The following is an 18,298-nucleotide window of genomic DNA, read 5'->3' as shown; positions in this document are numbered from 1 at the left end:
CATATGACGGCTGACCCCGGCACACCCACCGCCACCTATCGCCTCCAGCTCCAGCCCGCCTTCCCCTTCGCGGCGGCGGAGCGCGCGGTGCCGTATCTGGCCTCGCTCGGCGTCTCCCATCTGCATCTGTCCCCCGTGCTTGAGGCGGTGCCCGGCTCCGCCCATGGCTATGACGTGGTGGACCACTCCGCCGTCCGGGCCGAACTGGGCGGCGGGGAGGGGCTGCGCGCACTCGCCCGTACGGCGCGGGCGCACGGCCTCGGGCTGATCGTCGACGTCGTGCCGAACCACATGGCCGCCCCCGCCCCCGAATGGCTCAACGGCCCGCTGTGGGAGGTGCTGCGGGAGGGGCCGGAGTCACGTTGCGCGCGGTGGTTCGACATCGACTGGCGGGCCCACGGCGGCAAGGTGCTGCTGCCGGTGCTCGGGGGTCCGCTCGGCGAGGAGTGGGGGCGGCTGCGGGTCGGGGACGGGACGCTGCGCTACTACGACCACACCTTCCCGCTGCGGCCCGGGACCGAGGGACTGCCGCTCGCCGAGCTGCTGGACGCCCAGTGGTACCGGCTCGGCTGGTGGCGGCTGGCCCGCACCGAGCTCAACTACCGGCGGTTCTTCACCATCTCCGAGCTGATCGCGGTGCGGGTGGAGGACCCGGAGGTGTTCGCGGCCACCCATGCCACGCTGCTGGGGCTGGTGCGGGACGGGATCGTGGACGGGCTGCGGATCGACCACCCGGACGGGCTCGCCGACCCGGCGGGCTATCTGCGGCGGCTGGACCGGGCGGTGCGCGCGGCGACGGGGACTGGGGAACGCCGCGACGGCGGCGGCGGCCGCTGGACCGTCGTGGAGAAGATCCTCGCCCGGAACGAGCGGCTTCCCGCGGACTGGCCGGTCGCCGGAACCACCGGCTATGACGCGCTGCACCACATCGACGGGCTCTTCCTCGACCCGGACGGTCTGGAGAAGCTGACCGCCCGCTACCGCGCCTTCGCCGCTCCCCCGGCCGACCTGGGCGGCGACTGGGCCGCCACGGTCCGCCGCGCCGCCCACGAGGTGGTCACGCATGAGCTGGCCGCCGAGGTGGAGCGGCTGACGCGCACCGCCTCACGGATCTGCGCGGCCGATCCCCGGCTGCGCGACCACGCCCCCTGGGCGCTGCGCACGGCGATCCGCGAGCTGCTGGTGCGGCTGCCGGTCTACCGCCCGTACGCCTCGGTGGGCGGCCCGCCCGCGACGGACGCCGACGCGGTGATGCTGGACTCGGCGGCGGCGGACGCCCGGGAGGCGTTCGCGGTGGCGCAGGAGGCCCAGGTGGTGCGGGTGGTGCGGGACGCCGCGCTGGGCGGGCTCGGGGACGGCCCGGACCACCACGACTTCTGCGCCCGCTTCGCCCAGACGGCGGCCGCGCTGCGCGCCAAGTCGGTCGAGGACACCGCCTTCTACCGCTACGCCCCGCTGCTGTCGGCCGCCGAGGTGGGCGGCGATCCGGGGCGGCCGGCCGTGGCCCCCGAGGAGTTCCACGCCTTCGCGGCCCGGCGCTCGGGGGACTGGCCCGCCACCGGCACGGTGCTCTCCACGCATGACACCAAGCGCAGTGCGGACGCCCGGGCCCGGCTCGCGGCGCTCACCGAATGCCCGGACTGGTGGGGGCTGAAGGTGGAGGAGCTGACCCGCCCGGCTCACGCGCCCGATCCCCATCTGGCCTGGACGGCCTGGCAGACCGCGCTCGCGCTGGGCCACGGGGACGCCGAACGGCTGGTCCCCGCCGTGCTCAAGGCGGTGCGCGAGGCGGGGCTGCGGACGACGTGGACGGAGCAGGACGCGGCGTACGAGGCGGAGGTGACCGCCTTCCTCGAGGCCGGGCCGTGCGCGGCCGACCCGTCGGTGTGGGCCGCGATCGGCGCCGAACTCGACGGTCCTGCCCGGGCCAACGCGCTCGGCGCCGCCCTGCTCCAGCTCACCATGCCGGGCGTTCCCGACCTCTATATGGGCACCGAGCGCGTCTATATGGCCCTGGTCGACCCGGACAACCGCCGCCCGCCCGAGCTGGGCAGTGAACCGGCGGACGGCCCGTCGGCCGAAAAGCCGCTGCTCACCCGTACCGCGCTAAACCTGCGCCGAGAGCATCCGGAGTGGTTCGGCCCCGGGAGTACGTATACGCCGCTGCTCGCCTCCGGTCCGTCCGCCGAGCACTGCGTGGCCTTCTTACGGACGTCACGGACGGACACCAGCGCGGAGGGCGGCGCCGTCACCGTGGTCACCCGGCTGTCGCGGCGGCTGGCGGAAGCGGGCGGCTGGGGCACCACCCGGCTGCCGCTGCCACCGGGCCGCTGGCGGGACCTGCTGACCGGGCGGACCGCCGGGGGCCCGGCAGCGCTGGACGAGCTGCTGTCCCGGCTTCCGGTGGCGCTGCTGGTCCGGATCTGACGGACCGATCGGAACGGCCCGTCCGGGCACAACGGCCGCGCCGATCCGGATGGTGCACTAGTCTGCGTCCCACACCGGTCCACGCAGGTGCTCCGACCCGCTCATCAACTGTCAGGTGCACCTCATCCCGGTGCCGGTCTGCCGCTCCTTCCCCCTCGCGGGCGGCAGACCGGCTCCGTTCGGGAAATGCCGTGGACACCGGGGGATCGGCGCCCATAGAGTGCGGGCACGCCCTTGATCGAGGAAGGAGGCGAGAGCAATGGACATCACGACGTTTCCGCGCTCCCGCCCCCTGTCCCCCGGGCGTATCCGCGTCTGATCACGCAACTGCCGCTCAGGCACCCGCCGAATCAGACATCCGACCGGGAGCGCATCACTCTCCTGGAAGGAACTCCATGACCGATCTGGTCATCCGTCCCCTCACCGAGGGCGACGCCCAGCTGTTCCATGACCTGCGGGTGCCCCCGCTCGTCGGCCGTGCCATCCTCGGCCACACCTACGCCACCGTCGGCCAGGGCGGCGAGTACCGCCCCGACTGGACCTGGGTGGCGCTGCGCGCGGGGCGGGTCGTGGCCCGCGCCGCGTGGTGGGCCGGGCCGGAGGACTCCGCGCCCATCGCCCTGGACTGGTTCGACTTCGCCGAGGGCGAGGCCGACGCCGCCGCCGAACTGCTGCGCACCGCACCGCTGCGCACCGAGTACTCCCTGCTGGCCCCGCCCGGCTGGCGCGATCGGCCCGAGGTGCGGGCCGCCGCCCGGGCCCGTATCGACGCCGCCGTGGCGGGCGGGCTCGAGCCCCTGGTCGAGCGCTACCGCTACGAGTGGACGCCGGAGTGCGGACTGCCCGCCCGCCCGGGGCGGCTGGAGTTCCGGCCGGAGCCCGATGACGCGGCGGTCGAGGAGGTGCTGCGCCGCATCATGCCGGGGTCGCTCGACGCCCACGACCGGCGCGCCAGCGAACGAGGAGGGGTCGACGCCGCGGTGCGGGAGCTGATGGACTTCCTCTCCTGGTGCCCGTCGCCGCGCGAGTGGTGGCGGCTGGCGTGGACGCCCGGGGGCGAGCTGGTGGGCATCCAGGTGCCCGCGCACAACCCCAACGGCCCGTGCGTGGGCTATATCGGGGTCGTCGCCGAGCAGCGCGGCCACGGCTATGCGTACGACCTGCTCGTGGAGTGCACCCACGATCTGGTGGAACGGGGCGCCACGACGATCGCGGCGGCGACCGACCAGCCCAACCTCCCCATGGCCGCGCACTTCGCCAGGGCGGGGTATCCCGTCACCCAGGAGCGCATCGACCTCGTCTGACCGATGTCGCCCTGCTGCGCCGCCGGCGCCGCGTCCCGCAGCATGGTCGGGGACCGTAGTCAGGTCGAGGTGCCGAGGTGAGGAGAGGCCAGTGCTGTTCGAGGTGTGGGCGCCGCACGCCGAGCGGGTCGGGCTCCATGTGGACGGGCGGGACCGCCCCATGGAGCCCGACCCGGGCCGCCCCGGGTGGTGGCGGGCCGTGGCCGGGGCCGGGCCCGGCACGCGGTACGGCTTCGCGCTCGACGGCGGCCCGCCGCTCCCCGATCCGCGCTCCCGCCGCCAGCCGGACGGCCCGGAGGGGCTGAGCGCGGTGGTCGACCACTCCCGCTTCCGCTGGGAGCGGGAGTGGTTCGGGCGGCCGCTGCCCGGCGCGGTCCTCTACGAGCTGCACATCGGCACCTTCACCCATGAGGGCACCTTCGACGCGGCGGCCGAACAGCTGCCGCACCTGGCCGGGTTGGGCATCACCCATGTGCAGCTGATGCCCGTCTGCCCGTTCCCCGGCACCCACGGCTGGGGGTACGACGGCGTGGCGCCCTGGGCGGTGCACGAGCCGTACGGCGGGCCGGAGGGGCTGGCGCGCTTCGTGGACGCCGCGCACGGGCACGGCCTCGGCGTGGTCCTCGATGTGGTCCACAACCATCTGGGCCCCTCCGGAAACCACCTCCCGGCCTTCGGCCCGTACTTCACCGACACCCACCACACCCCGTGGGGCGCGGCGGTCAACCTCGACGCACCCGGCTCGGACGAGGTGCGCGCGTACTTCATCGGCAGCGCGCTCGCCTGGCTGCGCGACTTCCGCCTCGACGGGCTGCGGCTGGACGCCGTCCACGCGCTGCGCGACACCCGGGCCCGGCACTTCCTGGCCGAGCTGTCGGCCGCCGTGGACGCGCTGGCCGCCCGCACCGGCCGTCCGCTGTTCCTGATCGGCGAGTCCGATCTCAACGATCCGCGCACCACCGCCCCGCGCGAGGCGGGCGGCCACGGTCTGCACGCGCAGTGGAACGACGACTTCCATCACGCCCTGCACACCTTTCTCACCGGTGAGCGGCAGGGCTACTACGCCGACTTCGCGGCCGAGGGGCCCGGGGCCCTGGTCAAGACGCTGATGGGCGGCTTCTTCCACGACGGCGCCCATTCGGCGTTCCGGGGCCGCCGCCACGGCAGTCCGCTGAACACCCACACCACCCCCGCGTACCGGCTGCTCGGCTACGCCCAGACCCATGACCAGGTGGGCAACCGCGCGGTCGGTGACCGGCTCTCCGCCCGGCTCTCCCCCGGGCTGCTGGCCTGCGCGGCGGCCGTGGTGCTGTGCGCGCCCTTCACCCCCATGCTCTTCATGGGTGAGGAGTGGGGCGCCCGCACACCCTGGCAGTACTTCACCGACCACCAGGACCCGGAGCTGGCCGAGGCGGTGCGCTCCGGCCGCCGCCGCGAGTTCGCCGCCCACGGCTGGGCGGAGGGGGACGTGCCCGACCCCCAGGACCCGGCCACCCGGCTGCGGTCCTGCCTCGACTGGCGGGAGCCGGAGCGGGAGCCGCACCGGGCGCTGCTCGACTGGTACCGCCGGCTGATCGCGCTGCGCCGCAGCGAACCGGCCCTGACCGACCCCACCTGGTCGTATACCGGCCTGTCCTCCGGTTCGGACGGCTGCTTCAGCTTTCAGCGCGGCCCGCTGCGGGTCCTGCTCAACCCCTGCGACCGGCCGGTCAAGACCTGGCTCGGGCCCCGGACCGGCGAGGTCGCCGAGGTGGTGGCCGCCTGGCGGCGGGTCGAGCTGCCGGGCCCGGACGGCATGCTGAGGCTGCCGCCCGAGACCGCCGCCGTGCTGCGCTGCGGCTCACGGTGATGAGCCCTGAGGCTCAGCCTGAGGCTCAGCTCTCCTCGGGGGTCAGCCGCAGCGAGATGGAGTTGATGCAGTACCGCTGGTCGGTCGGGGTGGGATAGCCCTCACCCGAGAAGACATGGCCCAGATGCGAGCCACAGCGGGTGCACCGCACCTCGGTGCGGACCATGCCGTGCGAGCGGTCCTCGATCAGTTCGACGGCCGAGCTGTCCGCCGGGTCGTAGAACGACGGCCAGCCGCAATGGCTCTCGAACTTGGTCTCCGAGCGGAAGAGCTCCGCCCCGCACGCCCGGCAGGAGTAGACACCGACCGTCTTGCTGTCGGTGTACTCACCGGTGAAGGCACGCTCGGTACCGGCCTCCCGCAGTACGTGGTACTCCTGCGGAGTCAGCTCCGCGCGCCACTGCTCCTCCGGCTTGTCGATCTCGTACGCCATGGGGACGGACCTCCTCAGTTCTCCGGGCTCTGCAGGCGGCCGAGGATCTCCGGACCGAGGTCGGTCACATCGCCGGCGCCCATGGTGAGAACAAGGTCACCGGGCTTCGCCATTCCGGCGATCAGCTCGGGCACCGCGTCCCGGTCGTGTTCCGCGGTCACATCGGCCCCGTGGCGGGCCGCGGCGTCGATGATCAGGGCGCTGGTGACACCGGGGACCGGGTCCTCGCGGGCGGGGTAGATGTCCATCACCACGGAGGCGTCGGCGAGCGCGAGGGCCTGGCCCATCTCGGTGCCCAGCTCCTGGGTGCGGCTGAACAGATGCGGCTGGAAGACCACCAGCACCCGGCCCTCCCCGGCGCCGCCGCGGATCGCCTCGAGGTCCGCGGCGATCTCGGTGGGGTGGTGGGCGTAGGAGTCGATCACCTGCACCCCGGCCGCGGTGCCCTTGAGCTGGAGCCGCCGCTTGACGCCCGTGTACGAGGCGAGGGCGGGGGCCAGCTCGGCGGCCGGGACGTCGAGGGCGGCGCCCGCGGTGAGGGCGGCCACGGCGTTGAGCGCGTAGTGGCGGCCGGGGACGGAGACGGTGAAGGTGAGCTCCGCGCCGCCCAGCGAATCCGCGAGCCGTACGGTGACCTCGCTGGTCAGCCCGTGCGGCTCGATGGCCAGGACGCGCACGTCCGCGCCCGCGTCCTCACCGTAGGTGAGCACCCGCAGCCCGTCGTGCCCGCCGCGCCCGCCGACCCGGGCGGTCAGCTCGCGGGCGCCGGGGTGATCGGCGGAGATCACCAGCGCGCCGCCGGGCCTGACCCGGCGGACGAAGGTCTCGAACGAGGCGTAGATCTCGTCCATCGACGCGTAGTTGGCGTGGTGGTCGAGCTCCACATTGAGGATGATCGCCGCCTCGGGCGCGTACTTGTGGAAGCTGCGGTCGCTCTCGTCGGCCTCCGCGACGAAGATCTCGCCCGCGCCGTGGTGGGCGCTGGAGCCGGGGGCGTCCAGATCGCCGCCGATGACGTACGACGGGTCCAGGCCGAGGGTGCGCAGCGAGACGGCCAGCATCGAGGTCGTGGTGGTCTTGCCGTGGGTGCCAGCGACCGCGATCGGCCGGGCGCCGTCCATCAGCGCGGCGAGCGCGTCGGAGCGGTGCACCACCGGGATGCCGCGCTCCCGCGCGGTGACCAGTTCGAGGTTGTCGTCGCGGATGGCGCTGGAGATGACCACGCTGGTGGCGTCGGCGGCGAGGTTTCCTGCGGAGTGGCCGATGTGCACCGTGGCGCCGAGCTCACGCAGCGCGCCGACGATCGGCGAGTCCTTGGTGTCGCTTCCGGAGACCCGCGCGCCGCGCATGGCGAGGACCTTCGCCACACCCGACATCCCGGCGCCGCCGATGCCGATGAAGTGCGGTCGATCCAGCGTGTCGGAGGCGGTGCCGGCCGGTGCCATGTACGGGTCTCCCCTGGTTCGCGGTGTGTCCTGTCGGCCCGATTCTCGCACCCCCGGCGGCCCGCGGCCGCCGATGGCCGCGGGGGCTGGGGCCCAGCCGATGGCCGGGGCCGGGGGCCGGGCGGCCGGGCGGCTGAGCCCAGCCGCCGGGCCTGGGCTCAGCCCGCCGGGCCTGGGCTCAGCCGCCCGCTGAGGGCTGGTCCTCGTCCACCGCGTGGGCGAAGAGCTTCAGCACCGGGACCCCCACCTTGTGGCGCGCCCGCGAGGCCCAGTCCCGGTGGAAGAACTCCTCCACGAAGTGCGGCGCGGTGAGCACGATCACCTCGTCGGCCTGGGTCTCCTCGACCACACCGCGCAGCACCTCCAGCGGGCGGCGCTGGACGACATGGCCCCGGGCCCGGCTCCCGGCCGCCTCGAGCGCCGCCACCGAGTGGTTCAGCGCCCGCTCGGCGGGCTCCAGCGCCTCCTTGCCCTCCGGCTCCTCCCCCTCCTGGGCGGCCTGCTCCAGCTCGCCGAGGGCGATGTCGTCGATCGCGCGCAGCAGCCGGTCCTTACTGCCCCTCGGCTGCATCAGGACGACGAAGGAGACCGGGTCACCGCCGTGCAGGGTGGTGACGAATTCCACGTCGGCGGGGGTCAGGGGCTTCTCAATCATCAATACGCTCGTGAACACGGCGGATGCCCTTCTCCTTCGCGATCCCATTCACGGGTTTACGGATGTTTTTATGAGTTATTGGTAAATCCGACGGTAGCGGGTGAAAAGAAACCCGGCTTCCTCCAGAACAGAAGCGAGAGTGAAGCGTTCCGGTTCCCCCAGTACGGGACCGTTCGTGATCCGCTTCGCGTCGCCCGCGGTGACCAGGGGGGCCACCGCCAGACACAGCTCGTCCAACACCCCGGCCGCCGCGAACTCCGCCAGCAGCGTGGGGCCGCCCTCGGTGAGCAGCCGGGTGTGGCCGAGCTCCGCGAGCGCGGTCACGATCGCCGCCGCGTCCACCCGCCCCGAGGGTCCCGACCCGGCGAAGACCACCTCGGTCCCCGCCGCGCGGGCCGCCTCGATCCGCTCCTCCCCGGCCGTCGCGCCCGTAATCACGATCGTCGGGACCAGTGGCTCGGTGAACAGCGGCTGGGTGAAGTCCAGGTCCAGGCTCGCGCTCACGACGGCGATCGCGGGCGCGGGCGACTGGCCGAGCGCCGCCCGCCGCTCGGCGAACGCCTCCCGGGCGCGCGCCGGGCGGTAGCCCTCGCGGCGCACGGTCTCCGCGCCCACGACGACGGCGTCGGCGAGCCCGCGCAGCACCCCGAAGATCCGCATGTCCGCGTCGGAGGACAGGGCCTTCGACCGGCCGTCGTGATGGGCCGCCCCGTCCAGCGAGGACACCATGTTGGCCCGCAGATAGGCGCCGGAGGGGCCGTGCGGCGGCTCCGGATACGCATAGGCGTCCGCCAGTTCCCCAAGGGCCCATTCGCGGTCCTCGCCGACGGTCGTTTCGGCGGAAATGCCCGCAGGCGTCGCGGCGGACGTTTCGACCGGCGTTTCGACGGACGTTTCTGCAGGCGTCGCGCCAGACCCTTCGGCAGACGTTTCAGCAGGCGTTTTGGCGAGTGTTTCGGCAGGCGCGGGGACAGGAACGGGGAACAGGCGTCGCATAGGCCGCAGTGTGACATGCCTCCCTCTCGGACAGTGGTCGGGTGAAGAGCGACTACCCTGGACATCCGTGTCTGCACCAACCACCGCATCCGGCTCGGCAGGCCGCACAGCCGCCGAAGCCAGGGAAGCCACTGAAGCCGCCGAAGCCCCCGCGGCCCTCACCGCCCGTGCGCCGCGGGTTCCGGCGGAGCGTCTGGTCGCCGAGATGGTGCCGCCGCCCCGCTTCGCCACCGTGAGCTTCGACAACTACCTCACCGACCCCGGCCAGCCCAGCCAGGCCGAGGCGGTCGAGGCGCTGAGAGCCTTCGCCGCACGGCTCGGCGGCGGCGCGGACGCGAAGGGCGGGCGCCGGAGGCACCGGTTCCGCCGGGAGGCCAAGCCCGCCGCGAGCTCCGGCCCACGCGGGATGTACCTCGACGGCGGCTACGGCGTCGGCAAGACCCATCTGCTGGCCTCCTTGTGGCACGCCACCCCGGCCGCCCCCGAGCTGAAGGCGTTCGGCACCTTCGTGGAGCTGACGAACCTGGTCGGCGCGCTCGGCTTCCAGCAGACCGTGAAGACCCTGAGCGGGCACCGGCTGCTGTGCATCGACGAGTTCGAGCTGGACGACCCGGGCGACACCGTGCTGGTCTCCACGCTGCTGGGCAAGCTGGTCGAGGCGGGCGTGGGGCTCGCCGCGACGTCCAATACGCTGCCCGGCAAGCTGGGCGAGGGCCGGTTCGCCGCGGCCGACTTCCTGCGCGAGATACAGGGGCTGTCCGCCCGCTTCCGTACGCTGCGCATCGACGGTGAGGACTACCGCCACCGCGGTCTGCCCGCGGCCCCGCCCCCGCACTCCGACGAGACGGTCGCCCGGGCCGCGCACCGCGTCCCCGGCGCCTCCCTGGACGACTTCCCCGCCCTGCTGGACCACCTCTCCCGGGTGCATCCGAGCCGCTACGGCGCGATGTGCGACGGCGTCCAGGCCGTCTGCCTGACCGGGGTCGCCCCGGTCCCCGACCAGTCGACCGCGCTGCGGCTGGTGGTGCTGGCGGACCGGCTCTACGACCGCGAGGTGCCGGTGCTGGCCTCCGGGGTGCCGTTCGACCGGCTCTTCAGCGAGGAGATGCTGAGCGGCGGCTACCGGAAGAAGTACTTCCGGGCGATATCCCGGCTCACCGCGCTGGCCCGGGACGCGAAGGGGCTGGCCGACGCGTCGGACGAGCACTGATCGGGGCGGCTCCCCGCACACCGCTGATCGAACCGGTTCCGCGCATCGCTGATCGAAAGGTTCCCGCGCACCCGCGCACGTGATACACACATCCGGTCATCTTCTCTGTCCGCCAGCAGGGAGTTACCGCATGTCAGCGACACGACGTCAGCTTCTCGGCCGCACCGGCGCGCTGGGTGCCGCCATCGCCTTCACCGGCAGCGTCTCCGAGCTCTTCGCCGGAACGGCCGCGGCCGCCGAACCGGATTCCCCACCGCTCGGCCGGGACGGCTACGGCCCCCTGGTCCCCGACCCCGACGGACTGCTCGACCTCCCGGAGGGTTTCCGCTACCGGGTGCTCTCGCGCGAGGGCGACGAACTCCGGTCGGGCGAGGGCAAGGTCCCCAGCCACTGCGACGGCATGGCCGCGTTCCCGGGCCGGTCCGGCCGCCACCGCGGCCGGACGCATCTGGTCCGCAACCATGAGAACCGTAACGACGCCGCGATCCGCGTCCCCGCCGTGAACGGCCTCACCTACGACCCGATGGGCCTGGGCGGCTGCACCGCCCTGGAGCTCGGCTCCGGCAACCACGTGCTGTCCGAGCGGGTGGCCATCGCGGGCACCGCGGTCAACTGCGCGGGCGGCCCCACCCCCTGGCACACCTGGCTGACCTGCGAGGAAACCGAGGACCTGGCCGGTACCAACGGCTACACCAAGGACCACGGCTTCATCTTCGAGGTCGACCCCTACGATCCGCGCCGCACCGGCGCCGTGCCGCTCACCGCCATGGGCCGCTTCCAGCACGAGGCCATCGCGGTCGATCCGCGCAGCGGCGTCATCTACGAGACCGAGGACGCCTTCGACAAGCCCTTCGGGCTCTTCTACCGCTTCCGGCCGAAGAAGCCGCTCGGCGGCATCGGCTCGCTGCGCGCGGGCGGGGAGCTGCAGGCGCTGCGGGTGCCGGGGGTGCCCGATCTGTCCACCATCCAGGAGCCGGGCACCACTTTCGACCGCGTCGAGTGGGTGGACGTCCCCGACCCGCTCGCCCGCCAAACCCCCATCCGCTTCCAGGACTTCGGCCCCGGGGGCATCACCCACGCCCAGAAGCTGGAGGGGTGTTACTGGGGCGGTACCTCGGTCTACTTCGTCTCCAGCTTCGCCAAGAGCGCGGAGGGCTCGGCGGCCGACCACTTCGGCCAGATCTGGCGCTATGACCCCGCCCGGAGCCGCCTCACACTGGTGATCGTCTTCGGCCCCGAGACGGATGTCCAGCTCCCCGGCGAGTCCCCCGACAACATCACCCTCGCCCCCAGCGGCGGCCTGATGGTCTGCGAGGACGGCAACGGCGCGCAGCATGTCTTCGGGGTGACCCGGCGCGGCGAGGTCTACGCGATGGCCCGGGGCCAGCAGAACATCGGCACACCGGAGAAGCCGGAGTGGGGTGAGTTCGCGGGCGTCACCTTCGCCCCGGACGGCCGCACGATGTACGTGAACTGCTACACCCCGGGCACGACGTTCGCCGTAACGGGACCCTGGCGTCACTAGCGCCTGTCCGGCGAGGCACGGCGGATTCAGCCGGAACAGGCGGTGCGTTGGGCCTCTTGCCATTCGCAGAGGGGGCACAGCGTCGCCCCGGGGCGGGTGGCGGGGTGCTCGGTGGGCTCGCCGCACTGCACGCAGTCGGCGTACGGCGGGCCCTCGGGGAGGTCCGTACGGTCGTCCATGACCCGAACCCTATGTCCGCCGAACCCCAGGACCGCCCCATGACCGGCGGGAGCTCAGCGCGCAGGCCGGCGCGGTCGCCCCGGCGGCGACCGCGCCGGTCAGGGCCAGGGGCAGCAGGGACAGGCGTCGGTGCTGGCACACTGGGCGCGTGACCAGCACCGACGCCGATACCGAGACCGACACCCAGACCGGCATCCAGACCACCGCTCAGCGGAGCGCCGGATCCGGTGCCCGCAGCAGCCCCTTCCGGCACGCCGAGACCGACCGGGACGCCGCGCCGCAGTTCGTCCTGCCCCTGGTGGTCCGGATCGAGAAGGCCGCGCCCCCGGCGCGTACGGACGCCCTGGAGACGGCGGCGCGCGCGGTGTTGGCGCTGCTGTCGGACGAGCGGGCGACGGCCACCGACGGCGAGTGGGCCCAGGCCGTACGGGACTGGCAGGACGCCCGGATCCGCAAGGTCGTACGGCGGGCGCGCGGCGCGGAGTGGCGGCGCGCGGCCGGGCTGCCGGGCATCACGGTCACGGGCCGGGCGCCCACCCCGGCCCCGGCCGAGGACGGGCATGAGGCCGGGGACGGGGCTTCGTCGGTGGCCGCCGAGGTGCGGGTGTTCCCGCCGGTGCCGCTGGACGGCTGGCCCAAGGAACTGGCCAAGCTCCAGGTCTCCGGCACCGACCTGGACGACCCCGAGCCGCCGTCCGCCCCCGACCCCACCGGTCCGGTGCTGTGGCTGAGCCCCCATGTGGAGATGTCGGCGGGCAAGGCGATGGCCCAGGCCGGGCACGGCGCCCAGCTGGCCTGGTGGGAGCTGGACAACGCGGCGCGGGCGGCCTGGCGCGAGGCCGGGTTCCCGCTGGCGGTGCGCACGGCGTCGGCCGAGCGGTGGGACGAGCTCACCGCGGGCGGGCTGCCGGTGGTGCGCGACGCGGGGTACACCGAGATCGCGCCGGGATCCTGCACGGTCGTCGCGGACCACCCGGCGCTGCGGCGACGGTAAGGCCGTCCGCGGCGCCGGGGTCCTGGGAGCCCTGTGCCGCGGACGGCCCCGGGCTCCGCGCCGCGCCCACGGGCTATCCCCTGCGGCGGCGGATCGCCCGGGTGACGACCGGCGGGAGGACATCCGCGGCGAGCCGCCGGACCGCGGTGGGGCGGCGCGCCGCGGGCGCCGGTGCGGTGGGCGCGGGGCGCGGTTCGGGGGCAGGGTCGCGCGGCTCATGGGCGAAGCGGGAGGTGGGCGGGGTCGGGTTCGCGGGCTTCCCCGAGAACCGCAGCACCCTGCGGCCCGCGATCTCCTGCACGCTGGTGTGCATCCCCTTGCGCCACTCGTCGTCCGCGAGCATCTCGTCCTGGATCGGCTCCGGGTCGCCCCAGGTGCCGTAGAGCTTCTGCGTGGTCAGGCAGATGGGCCGCAGGCCGCGGGTGAACACCGCCTCCCAGGTCGCGGCGGCCACGCCGGGGGTGTGCTCGGAACGGAAGTCGTCGAGGACGACGAGGCCGTCGGGGACCAGCGTGTTGTGCGCGGTGTCGATGTCGCCCGCCACGTGTTCGTACAGGTGCGAGGCGTCCACGTGGATGAAGCGGCAGGTGTTCGCTCCGACGTGGTCGGGCACGACGGAGGTGGGGCCCTGGATGATGTTCGGCAGCTCGTCCCAGAAGGCCAGGTAGTTCTCTTCGAAGGCGATGCGGGTCAGGGTGGCGTACGACTTGCGCGCCTCCGCCGCGTTCCTCTCGTCCGGCGCCTCGGCGTCGAAGAGGTCACAGACCGTGAAACGCTCGCTCGCCCGCAGATAGGCGGCGGTGAAGATGGCGCTCTTGCCCATGTAGGCACCCATCTCCATCAGGTCCCCGCGCTGTCCCAGCCGCTCCTGGCGGCTCAGGAAGCGGTCGAACATCACTTGGTCAAGGCTCGGGAACCATCCCTTGACGTCATTGAGGCAGCGGGGACGCTGGGCCGCGGGGGCGGTGGTGACCGTCATGTGGCTCTCTGTTCGTCGATGGCGGCGGTCTTGAGAGACGTGTCCGGTTGTTTGTGGGTGTCCGGTCCGGTTGACCGTGTCCGGGAGCCCCAGGAGGGCGGGCCTCGGGGACGGGGTCCCGGGGGACGCGAATGGGCGCCACGGTCGCAGCGAAAGGCAACGCCGGGCCGTCCCCCTTGTGACCATTCTGTGACCACGCCTCCTCCGGAAGGTCTCAGGGAGCGGTGGCCCAAGGTCTTACGGACCGGTGACGGAACGGCGCGGGGGCGGGCCCGGGCGCCGTCTTGGGCCTAGCGTCGCCCCCATGCGCGTACTGGTCACCGGGGGTGCGGGCTTCATCGGCTCGCACATCGTCACCGCCCTCGTCGAGCACGGCCATGAGCCGGTCGTCCTCGACGCCCTGCTTCCCGCCGCTCACCCGACCGCCACCCCTCCGGCTCCGCCCCCGGTGGGCGGGGAGTGGATCCACGCCGATGTGCGGGACCGGGAGGCGGTGGCCGCGGCGCTGCGCGGAGTGGACGCCGTATGCCACCAGGCGGCGATGGTCGGTCTCGGCAAGGACTTCGCGGACGCCCCGGCCTATGTGGGCTGCAACGACCTGGGCACGGCGGTACTGCTGGCGGTGATGGCCGAGCGCGGGGTGCGCGAACTGGTCCTGGCCGGGTCGATGGTCGTCTACGGCGAGGGGCGCTACGACTGCCCCCGCCACGGCCGGGTCCGTCCGGGGCCCCGCGCCGAGGCGGATCTCGCGGCGGGCCGCTTCGACCCCCTCTGCCCCGAGTGCGGCACCCCGCTGCGGCCCGGCCTGGTGGGCGAGGACGCACCGGCCGATCCCCGCAATGTGTACGCGACGACGAAGCTGGCCCAGGAACATCTGGCGGCGGCCTGGGCCCGGTCGGTGGGCGGCCGCGCGGTGTCGCTGCGCTACCACAATGTGTACGGGCCGGGGATGCCGCGCGACACCCCCTACGCGGGCGTCGCCTCCTTCTTCCGCTCGGCCCTGGCGCGCGGCGAGGCGCCCACGGTCTTCGAGGACGGGGGCCAGCGCCGGGACTTCATCCATGTCCGTGACGTGGCCGCCGCCAATGTCGCGGCCCTGGAGGCGGCACCGGATGTGGTGGCTCCGGACGCGCTGACCGCGTACAACACCGGCAGCGACGACCCCCATACGGTGGGCGAGATGGCCACGGCCCTGGCCACCGCGTTCGACGGCCCCGCGCCCGTGGTGACGGGCGGCTACCGACTGGGCGACGTACGCCACATCACCGCGTCGTCCCGCCGGATCCGCGACCAGCTGGGCTGGCGCCCGGCGGTCGCGTTCCAGGAGGGCATGGCCGAATTCGCCCACGCCCCGCAACGGGCGGGGGTGTGAGGGGGCGGGCTCGCCCGGGGGCGCTCAGAGCGGGGTCGCCCAGCGGGTCCCCGGCAGGTCACTCAGAGCGGGGGCCGCTCAGCGGGTCACTCAGGACGTGACGGCGGCGGGGAGGCGGACCTCGAAGCGGCAGCCGCCGTCGACATTGTGGACCGCCGCCTGACCGTCGTGGGCCTCGACGATGCCCCGGACGATGGCGAGGCCCAGCCCGGCGCCCGCCGGTGGCGTACGGGCGTCGCTGCCGCGCCAGCCGGTGTCGAAGACACGCGGAAGGTCCTCCTCCGGGATGCCGCCGCAGCCGTCGGTGACCGACAGCACGACCGTGTCCGCCTGGCGCTCGGCGGACACCGCGACCGTGCCGTCCGCCGGGGTGCGGCGGACCGCGTTGACGAGGAGGTTCCCGAGCACACGGGTCATCTCCTTGCCGTCGACCTCCACCGGGATGCGGTCCACCCGGTCGCCGATCAGCTGGACGCCCAGCTCGCGGGCGAGGGGGTCGACCCCGGCGAGGGCATCGCCGACCAGGTCGTAGATGGATATCCGGGTGGGGGCGAGGGAGAGCGCTCCGGCGTGGATGCGGGAGAGCTCGAAGAGGTCGCCGACCATCGTGTTCAGCCGCTCCACCTCGGTGCGTATCCGGCGGAGGTAGCGGTCCGGGTCCGGAGCCACCCCGTCCTCCAGCGCCTCGGACATCGCGCGCAGCCCCGCCAGCGGGGTGCGCAGATCGTGGGAGATCCAGGCGACCAGCTCCCGGCGGGAGGACTCCAGGGCGCGCTCGCGCTCGCGGGAGGCGGCCAGCTTGGCGCTGGTGGCCGCCAGTTCACGGCCGAGCGCGGCGAGTTCGGCGGTGGCCTGGCCGTCGGGGGCGGCGAAGCTCCCGCCGTCCCCGAAGGAGCGGGCGGCGAGCGCCAGCGCGTTACTGCGCGCCACCACCCAGCGGCCCAGCAGCAGCGCGGTGGCCAGGGACACCACGGCGGCCATGGCGCAGACGGTCGTGACCACCGTCAGATCGTGCGGGGACAGGAACATCGCCCAGGCGACGGCCAGCGTCCCGGTGAGCATCGCCGTGACCGCGACGGCGGCGACGACCGCCAGGGACACCGCGACCGAACGGCCGCGCACCAGCCGCAGCGCCAGCGCGCCCAGCAGACCGGCCGCCGCCGCGCCGAGGAAGGCGAACCCGGCCATGAGGAACACATCACGCATCGGAACCCGCCCCCCGTCCCCGGTCCCGCTGTCCCACGCCGTCGGCCTCGTCATCGGGCTCGGGCGAGGCGTCGAAGCGGTAGCCGATGCCCCATACGGTCTGGATGAGCCGGGGCGCGGCGGGATCGTCCTCGACCTTTCCGCGCAGCCGCCGCACATGGACGGTGACGGTGGACAGATCGCCGAAGTCCCAGCCCCACACCTCGCGCATCAGCTCCTCGCGGGTGAAGGCCACCCCCGGGTGGCGCAGCAGAAAGGCCAGCAGGTCGAACTCGCGCACGGTCAGGGCGAGCTCCCGGCCGTCCCGGGCGGCGCGCCGGGCCAGGGGGTCGAGGGTGATCCCGGCGCGGTGGGTCACCTCCCCCTGGCCGGGGCCGGGGCCGGGGCCTGGACCGGAGCCGGGGCCGGACGCGCCGGGGACCCGCTGACCGGTCCGGCCGCGCCGCAGCACCGATTCCACGCGCAGCACCAACTCCCGTGGGCTGAACGGCTTGGTGACATAGTCGTCCGCGCCGATCTCCAGGCCGAGGATCCGGTCCTCCTCGTCGCCGCGCGCGGTGAGCATGATGACGGGCACCGGGCCCTTGTCCCGCAGCGCACGGCACACCTCCAGCCCGTCCATGCCGGGCAGCATCAGGTCGAGCACGACCAGGTCCGGCCGGCGTGCGGCGGCGCGGGCGAGCGCCCCGGGGCCGTCGGCGGCCCGGTCCACGGCGAATCCGGCCCGGCCGAGGTACCCGGCGACGACCTCGGCCACGGTCGGGTCGTCGTCGACGACGAGCACGCGGGTGGGAGAGGGGTTCTGCTGCATGCCCCACAGCGTGACACCGGGTGCGGCACCAGGGGGCACCGGGGAGCCCGCCGCCCGGTCGACGTCCGTGTTTCGTAAGAACCTGAAGCCCGAAATGTCGCTTTCTCCTTCGTAGTGTGGTGCGGGTGACGAACTCGACCAACCCCTGTGCGGACATCGTCCTGCCGTGTCTGGACGAGGCCGCCGCCCTGCCCTGGGTGCTGGCCCGCATCCCCGACGGCTGGCGCGCCATCGTCGTCGACAACGGCTCCACGGACGACTCGGCCGCCATCGCCCACGCCCACGGCGCCACCGTCGTGCACGAACCCCGCCGTGGCTTCGGCGCCGCCTGCCACACCGGGCTCCTCGCCGCCGAGGCCGACATCGTCTGCTTCTGCGACTGCGACGCCTCCCTCGACCCCGGGCTGCTGACCTCCTTCGTACGGACCGTGGCGGCGGGCGACGCCGACCTCGTGCTGGGCCGCCGCCGCCCCCAGGAGCGGGGGGCCTGGCCAGTGCACGCCCGGCTCGGCAACCTCGCGCTGACCCGCATGCTGCGGCGGCGCACCGGCCTCACGCTGGGCGACCTGGGCCCACTGCGGGCCGCCCGGCGCGAACCGCTGCTCGCCCTCGGCCTCACCGACCGCCGCAGCGGCTATCCGCTGCAGATGGTCGTACGGGCCGCCGACGCCGGATGGCGGGTCGAGGAGCGCGAGGTGCCGTATCTGCCGCGCACCGGAAAGTCGAAGGTGACCGGCACCTGGCGGGGCACCTGGCACGCGGTGCGCGATATGCGCGCCGTGCTGCACCAGCCGCCGGAGGTCCGCGACCTGGCCGCCGCCACGAGGGCCGCGCGGTGAGCGCCGCACCGCACGAGGGTGCCCACGAGGCGGCGGCCCCCTCGGCTCCGGACCGCCCCGACTCCGGCCCCGG

At 73.9% G+C, this 18,298-nt stretch carries 16 protein-coding genes; 8 read left to right on the top strand and 8 right to left on the bottom strand.

The window, feature by feature from the left end; genetic code table 11:
• Positions 1-3 precede the first annotated feature (3 nt).
• The 3 genes from treY (at position 4) to treZ (ending at position 5,580) form a co-directional block, all read left to right on the top strand.
• Positions 4-2,427, top strand: coding sequence for a malto-oligosyltrehalose synthase (treY, locus tag VT50_RS23570; protein WP_046089260.1), 2,424 nt, complete (start codon positions 4-6; stop codon positions 2,425-2,427).
• A gap of 395 nt (positions 2,428-2,822) precedes the next feature.
• Positions 2,823-3,731, top strand: coding sequence for a GNAT family protein (locus VT50_RS23565; protein ID WP_046089259.1), 909 nt, complete (start codon positions 2,823-2,825; stop codon positions 3,729-3,731).
• A gap of 91 nt (positions 3,732-3,822) precedes the next feature.
• On the top strand, positions 3,823-5,580 hold the full coding sequence (gene treZ / locus VT50_RS23560) for a malto-oligosyltrehalose trehalohydrolase (RefSeq protein ID WP_046089258.1): 1,758 nt from the start codon (positions 3,823-3,825) through the stop codon (positions 5,578-5,580).
• Positions 5,581-5,605: 25 nt separating this feature from the next.
• Here the strand turns inward: treZ and msrB are convergent, their stop codons facing one another.
• From msrB to VT50_RS23540, 4 genes are all read right to left on the bottom strand, one after another.
• On the bottom strand, positions 5,606-6,013 hold the full coding sequence (gene msrB / locus VT50_RS23555) for a peptide-methionine (R)-S-oxide reductase MsrB (RefSeq protein WP_046089257.1): 408 nt from the start codon (positions 6,011-6,013) through the stop codon (positions 5,606-5,608).
• A gap of 14 nt (positions 6,014-6,027) precedes the next feature.
• Positions 6,028-7,458 (bottom strand): UDP-N-acetylmuramate--L-alanine ligase, encoded by a 1,431-nt coding sequence (murC, locus tag VT50_RS23550; protein ID WP_046089256.1) that lies wholly within the window; start codon positions 7,456-7,458, stop codon positions 6,028-6,030.
• Positions 7,459-7,636: 178 nt separating this feature from the next.
• Positions 7,637-8,113, bottom strand: coding sequence for a hypothetical protein (locus VT50_RS23545; RefSeq protein ID WP_046089255.1), 477 nt, complete (start codon positions 8,111-8,113; stop codon positions 7,637-7,639).
• Between the two features lie 75 nt (positions 8,114-8,188).
• Positions 8,189-9,109: a pyrimidine reductase family protein gene (locus tag VT50_RS23540; RefSeq protein WP_075200501.1), complete on the bottom strand. Its 921-nt coding sequence runs from the start codon at positions 9,107-9,109 to the stop codon at positions 8,189-8,191.
• A gap of 67 nt (positions 9,110-9,176) precedes the next feature.
• Between VT50_RS23540 and zapE the strand changes: the two genes are divergently transcribed.
• Both zapE and VT50_RS23530 read left to right on the top strand, forming a co-directional pair.
• On the top strand, positions 9,177-10,319 hold the full coding sequence (gene zapE / locus VT50_RS23535; protein ID WP_075200500.1) for a cell division protein ZapE: 1,143 nt from the start codon (positions 9,177-9,179) through the stop codon (positions 10,317-10,319).
• A gap of 130 nt (positions 10,320-10,449) precedes the next feature.
• The gene (locus tag VT50_RS23530; RefSeq protein ID WP_046089253.1) at positions 10,450-11,844 is read left to right on the top strand and encodes a PhoX family protein; all 1,395 of its coding nucleotides are present in this window, start codon (positions 10,450-10,452) and stop codon (positions 11,842-11,844) included.
• 26 nt (positions 11,845-11,870) lie between these two features.
• On the opposite strand, the gene VT50_RS39695 is transcribed toward VT50_RS23530, so the two are convergent.
• Complete coding sequence (locus VT50_RS39695) at positions 11,871-12,023, bottom strand: hypothetical protein (protein WP_167396624.1); 153 nt, start codon at positions 12,021-12,023, stop codon at positions 11,871-11,873.
• A 194-nt stretch (positions 12,024-12,217) separates the two neighbouring features.
• Here VT50_RS39695 and VT50_RS23525 point away from each other — a divergent pair, with 194 nt between their 5' ends.
• On the top strand, positions 12,218-13,018 hold the full coding sequence (locus VT50_RS23525) for a peptidyl-tRNA hydrolase (RefSeq protein WP_046089271.1): 801 nt from the start codon (positions 12,218-12,220) through the stop codon (positions 13,016-13,018).
• 73 nt (positions 13,019-13,091) lie between these two features.
• On the opposite strand, the gene VT50_RS23520 is transcribed toward VT50_RS23525, so the two are convergent.
• On the bottom strand, positions 13,092-13,997 hold the full coding sequence (locus tag VT50_RS23520) for a class I SAM-dependent methyltransferase (protein ID WP_046089252.1): 906 nt from the start codon (positions 13,995-13,997) through the stop codon (positions 13,092-13,094).
• A gap of 304 nt (positions 13,998-14,301) precedes the next feature.
• On the opposite strand from VT50_RS23520, the gene VT50_RS23515 reads away from it, so the two are divergent.
• Entirely contained in the window at positions 14,302-15,369 is a 1,068-nt protein-coding gene (locus VT50_RS23515; RefSeq protein ID WP_046089251.1) for an NAD-dependent epimerase/dehydratase family protein, read from the top strand.
• A gap of 90 nt (positions 15,370-15,459) precedes the next feature.
• On the opposite strand, the gene VT50_RS23510 is transcribed toward VT50_RS23515, so the two are convergent.
• A complete protein-coding gene (locus VT50_RS23510) occupies positions 15,460-16,575 on the bottom strand; it encodes a sensor histidine kinase (RefSeq protein WP_046089250.1) in 1,116 nt (371 codons plus the stop codon).
• Positions 16,568-17,386 carry a response regulator transcription factor gene (locus tag VT50_RS23505; protein WP_046089249.1) on the bottom strand — a complete coding sequence of 273 codons (819 nt, stop codon included), beginning with the start codon at positions 17,384-17,386 and terminating at the stop codon, positions 16,568-16,570. Before VT50_RS23505 ends, VT50_RS23510 begins: the two co-directional genes overlap by 8 nt.
• 116 nt (positions 17,387-17,502) lie before the next feature.
• On the opposite strand from VT50_RS23505, the gene VT50_RS23500 reads away from it, so the two are divergent.
• Positions 17,503-18,225 carry a glycosyltransferase family 2 protein gene (locus tag VT50_RS23500; RefSeq protein WP_046089248.1) on the top strand — a complete coding sequence of 241 codons (723 nt, stop codon included), beginning with the start codon at positions 17,503-17,505 and terminating at the stop codon, positions 18,223-18,225.
• Positions 18,226-18,298 lie beyond the last annotated feature (73 nt).

The sequence above is a fragment of the Streptomyces antioxidans genome, assembly GCF_000968685.2.
GTDB classification, from domain to species: Bacteria; Actinomycetota; Actinomycetes; order Streptomycetales; family Streptomycetaceae; genus Streptomyces; species Streptomyces antioxidans.
The sequence above is the reverse complement of the archived record's forward strand: the minus strand, read 5'-3'. Positions and strand labels throughout refer to the sequence as shown.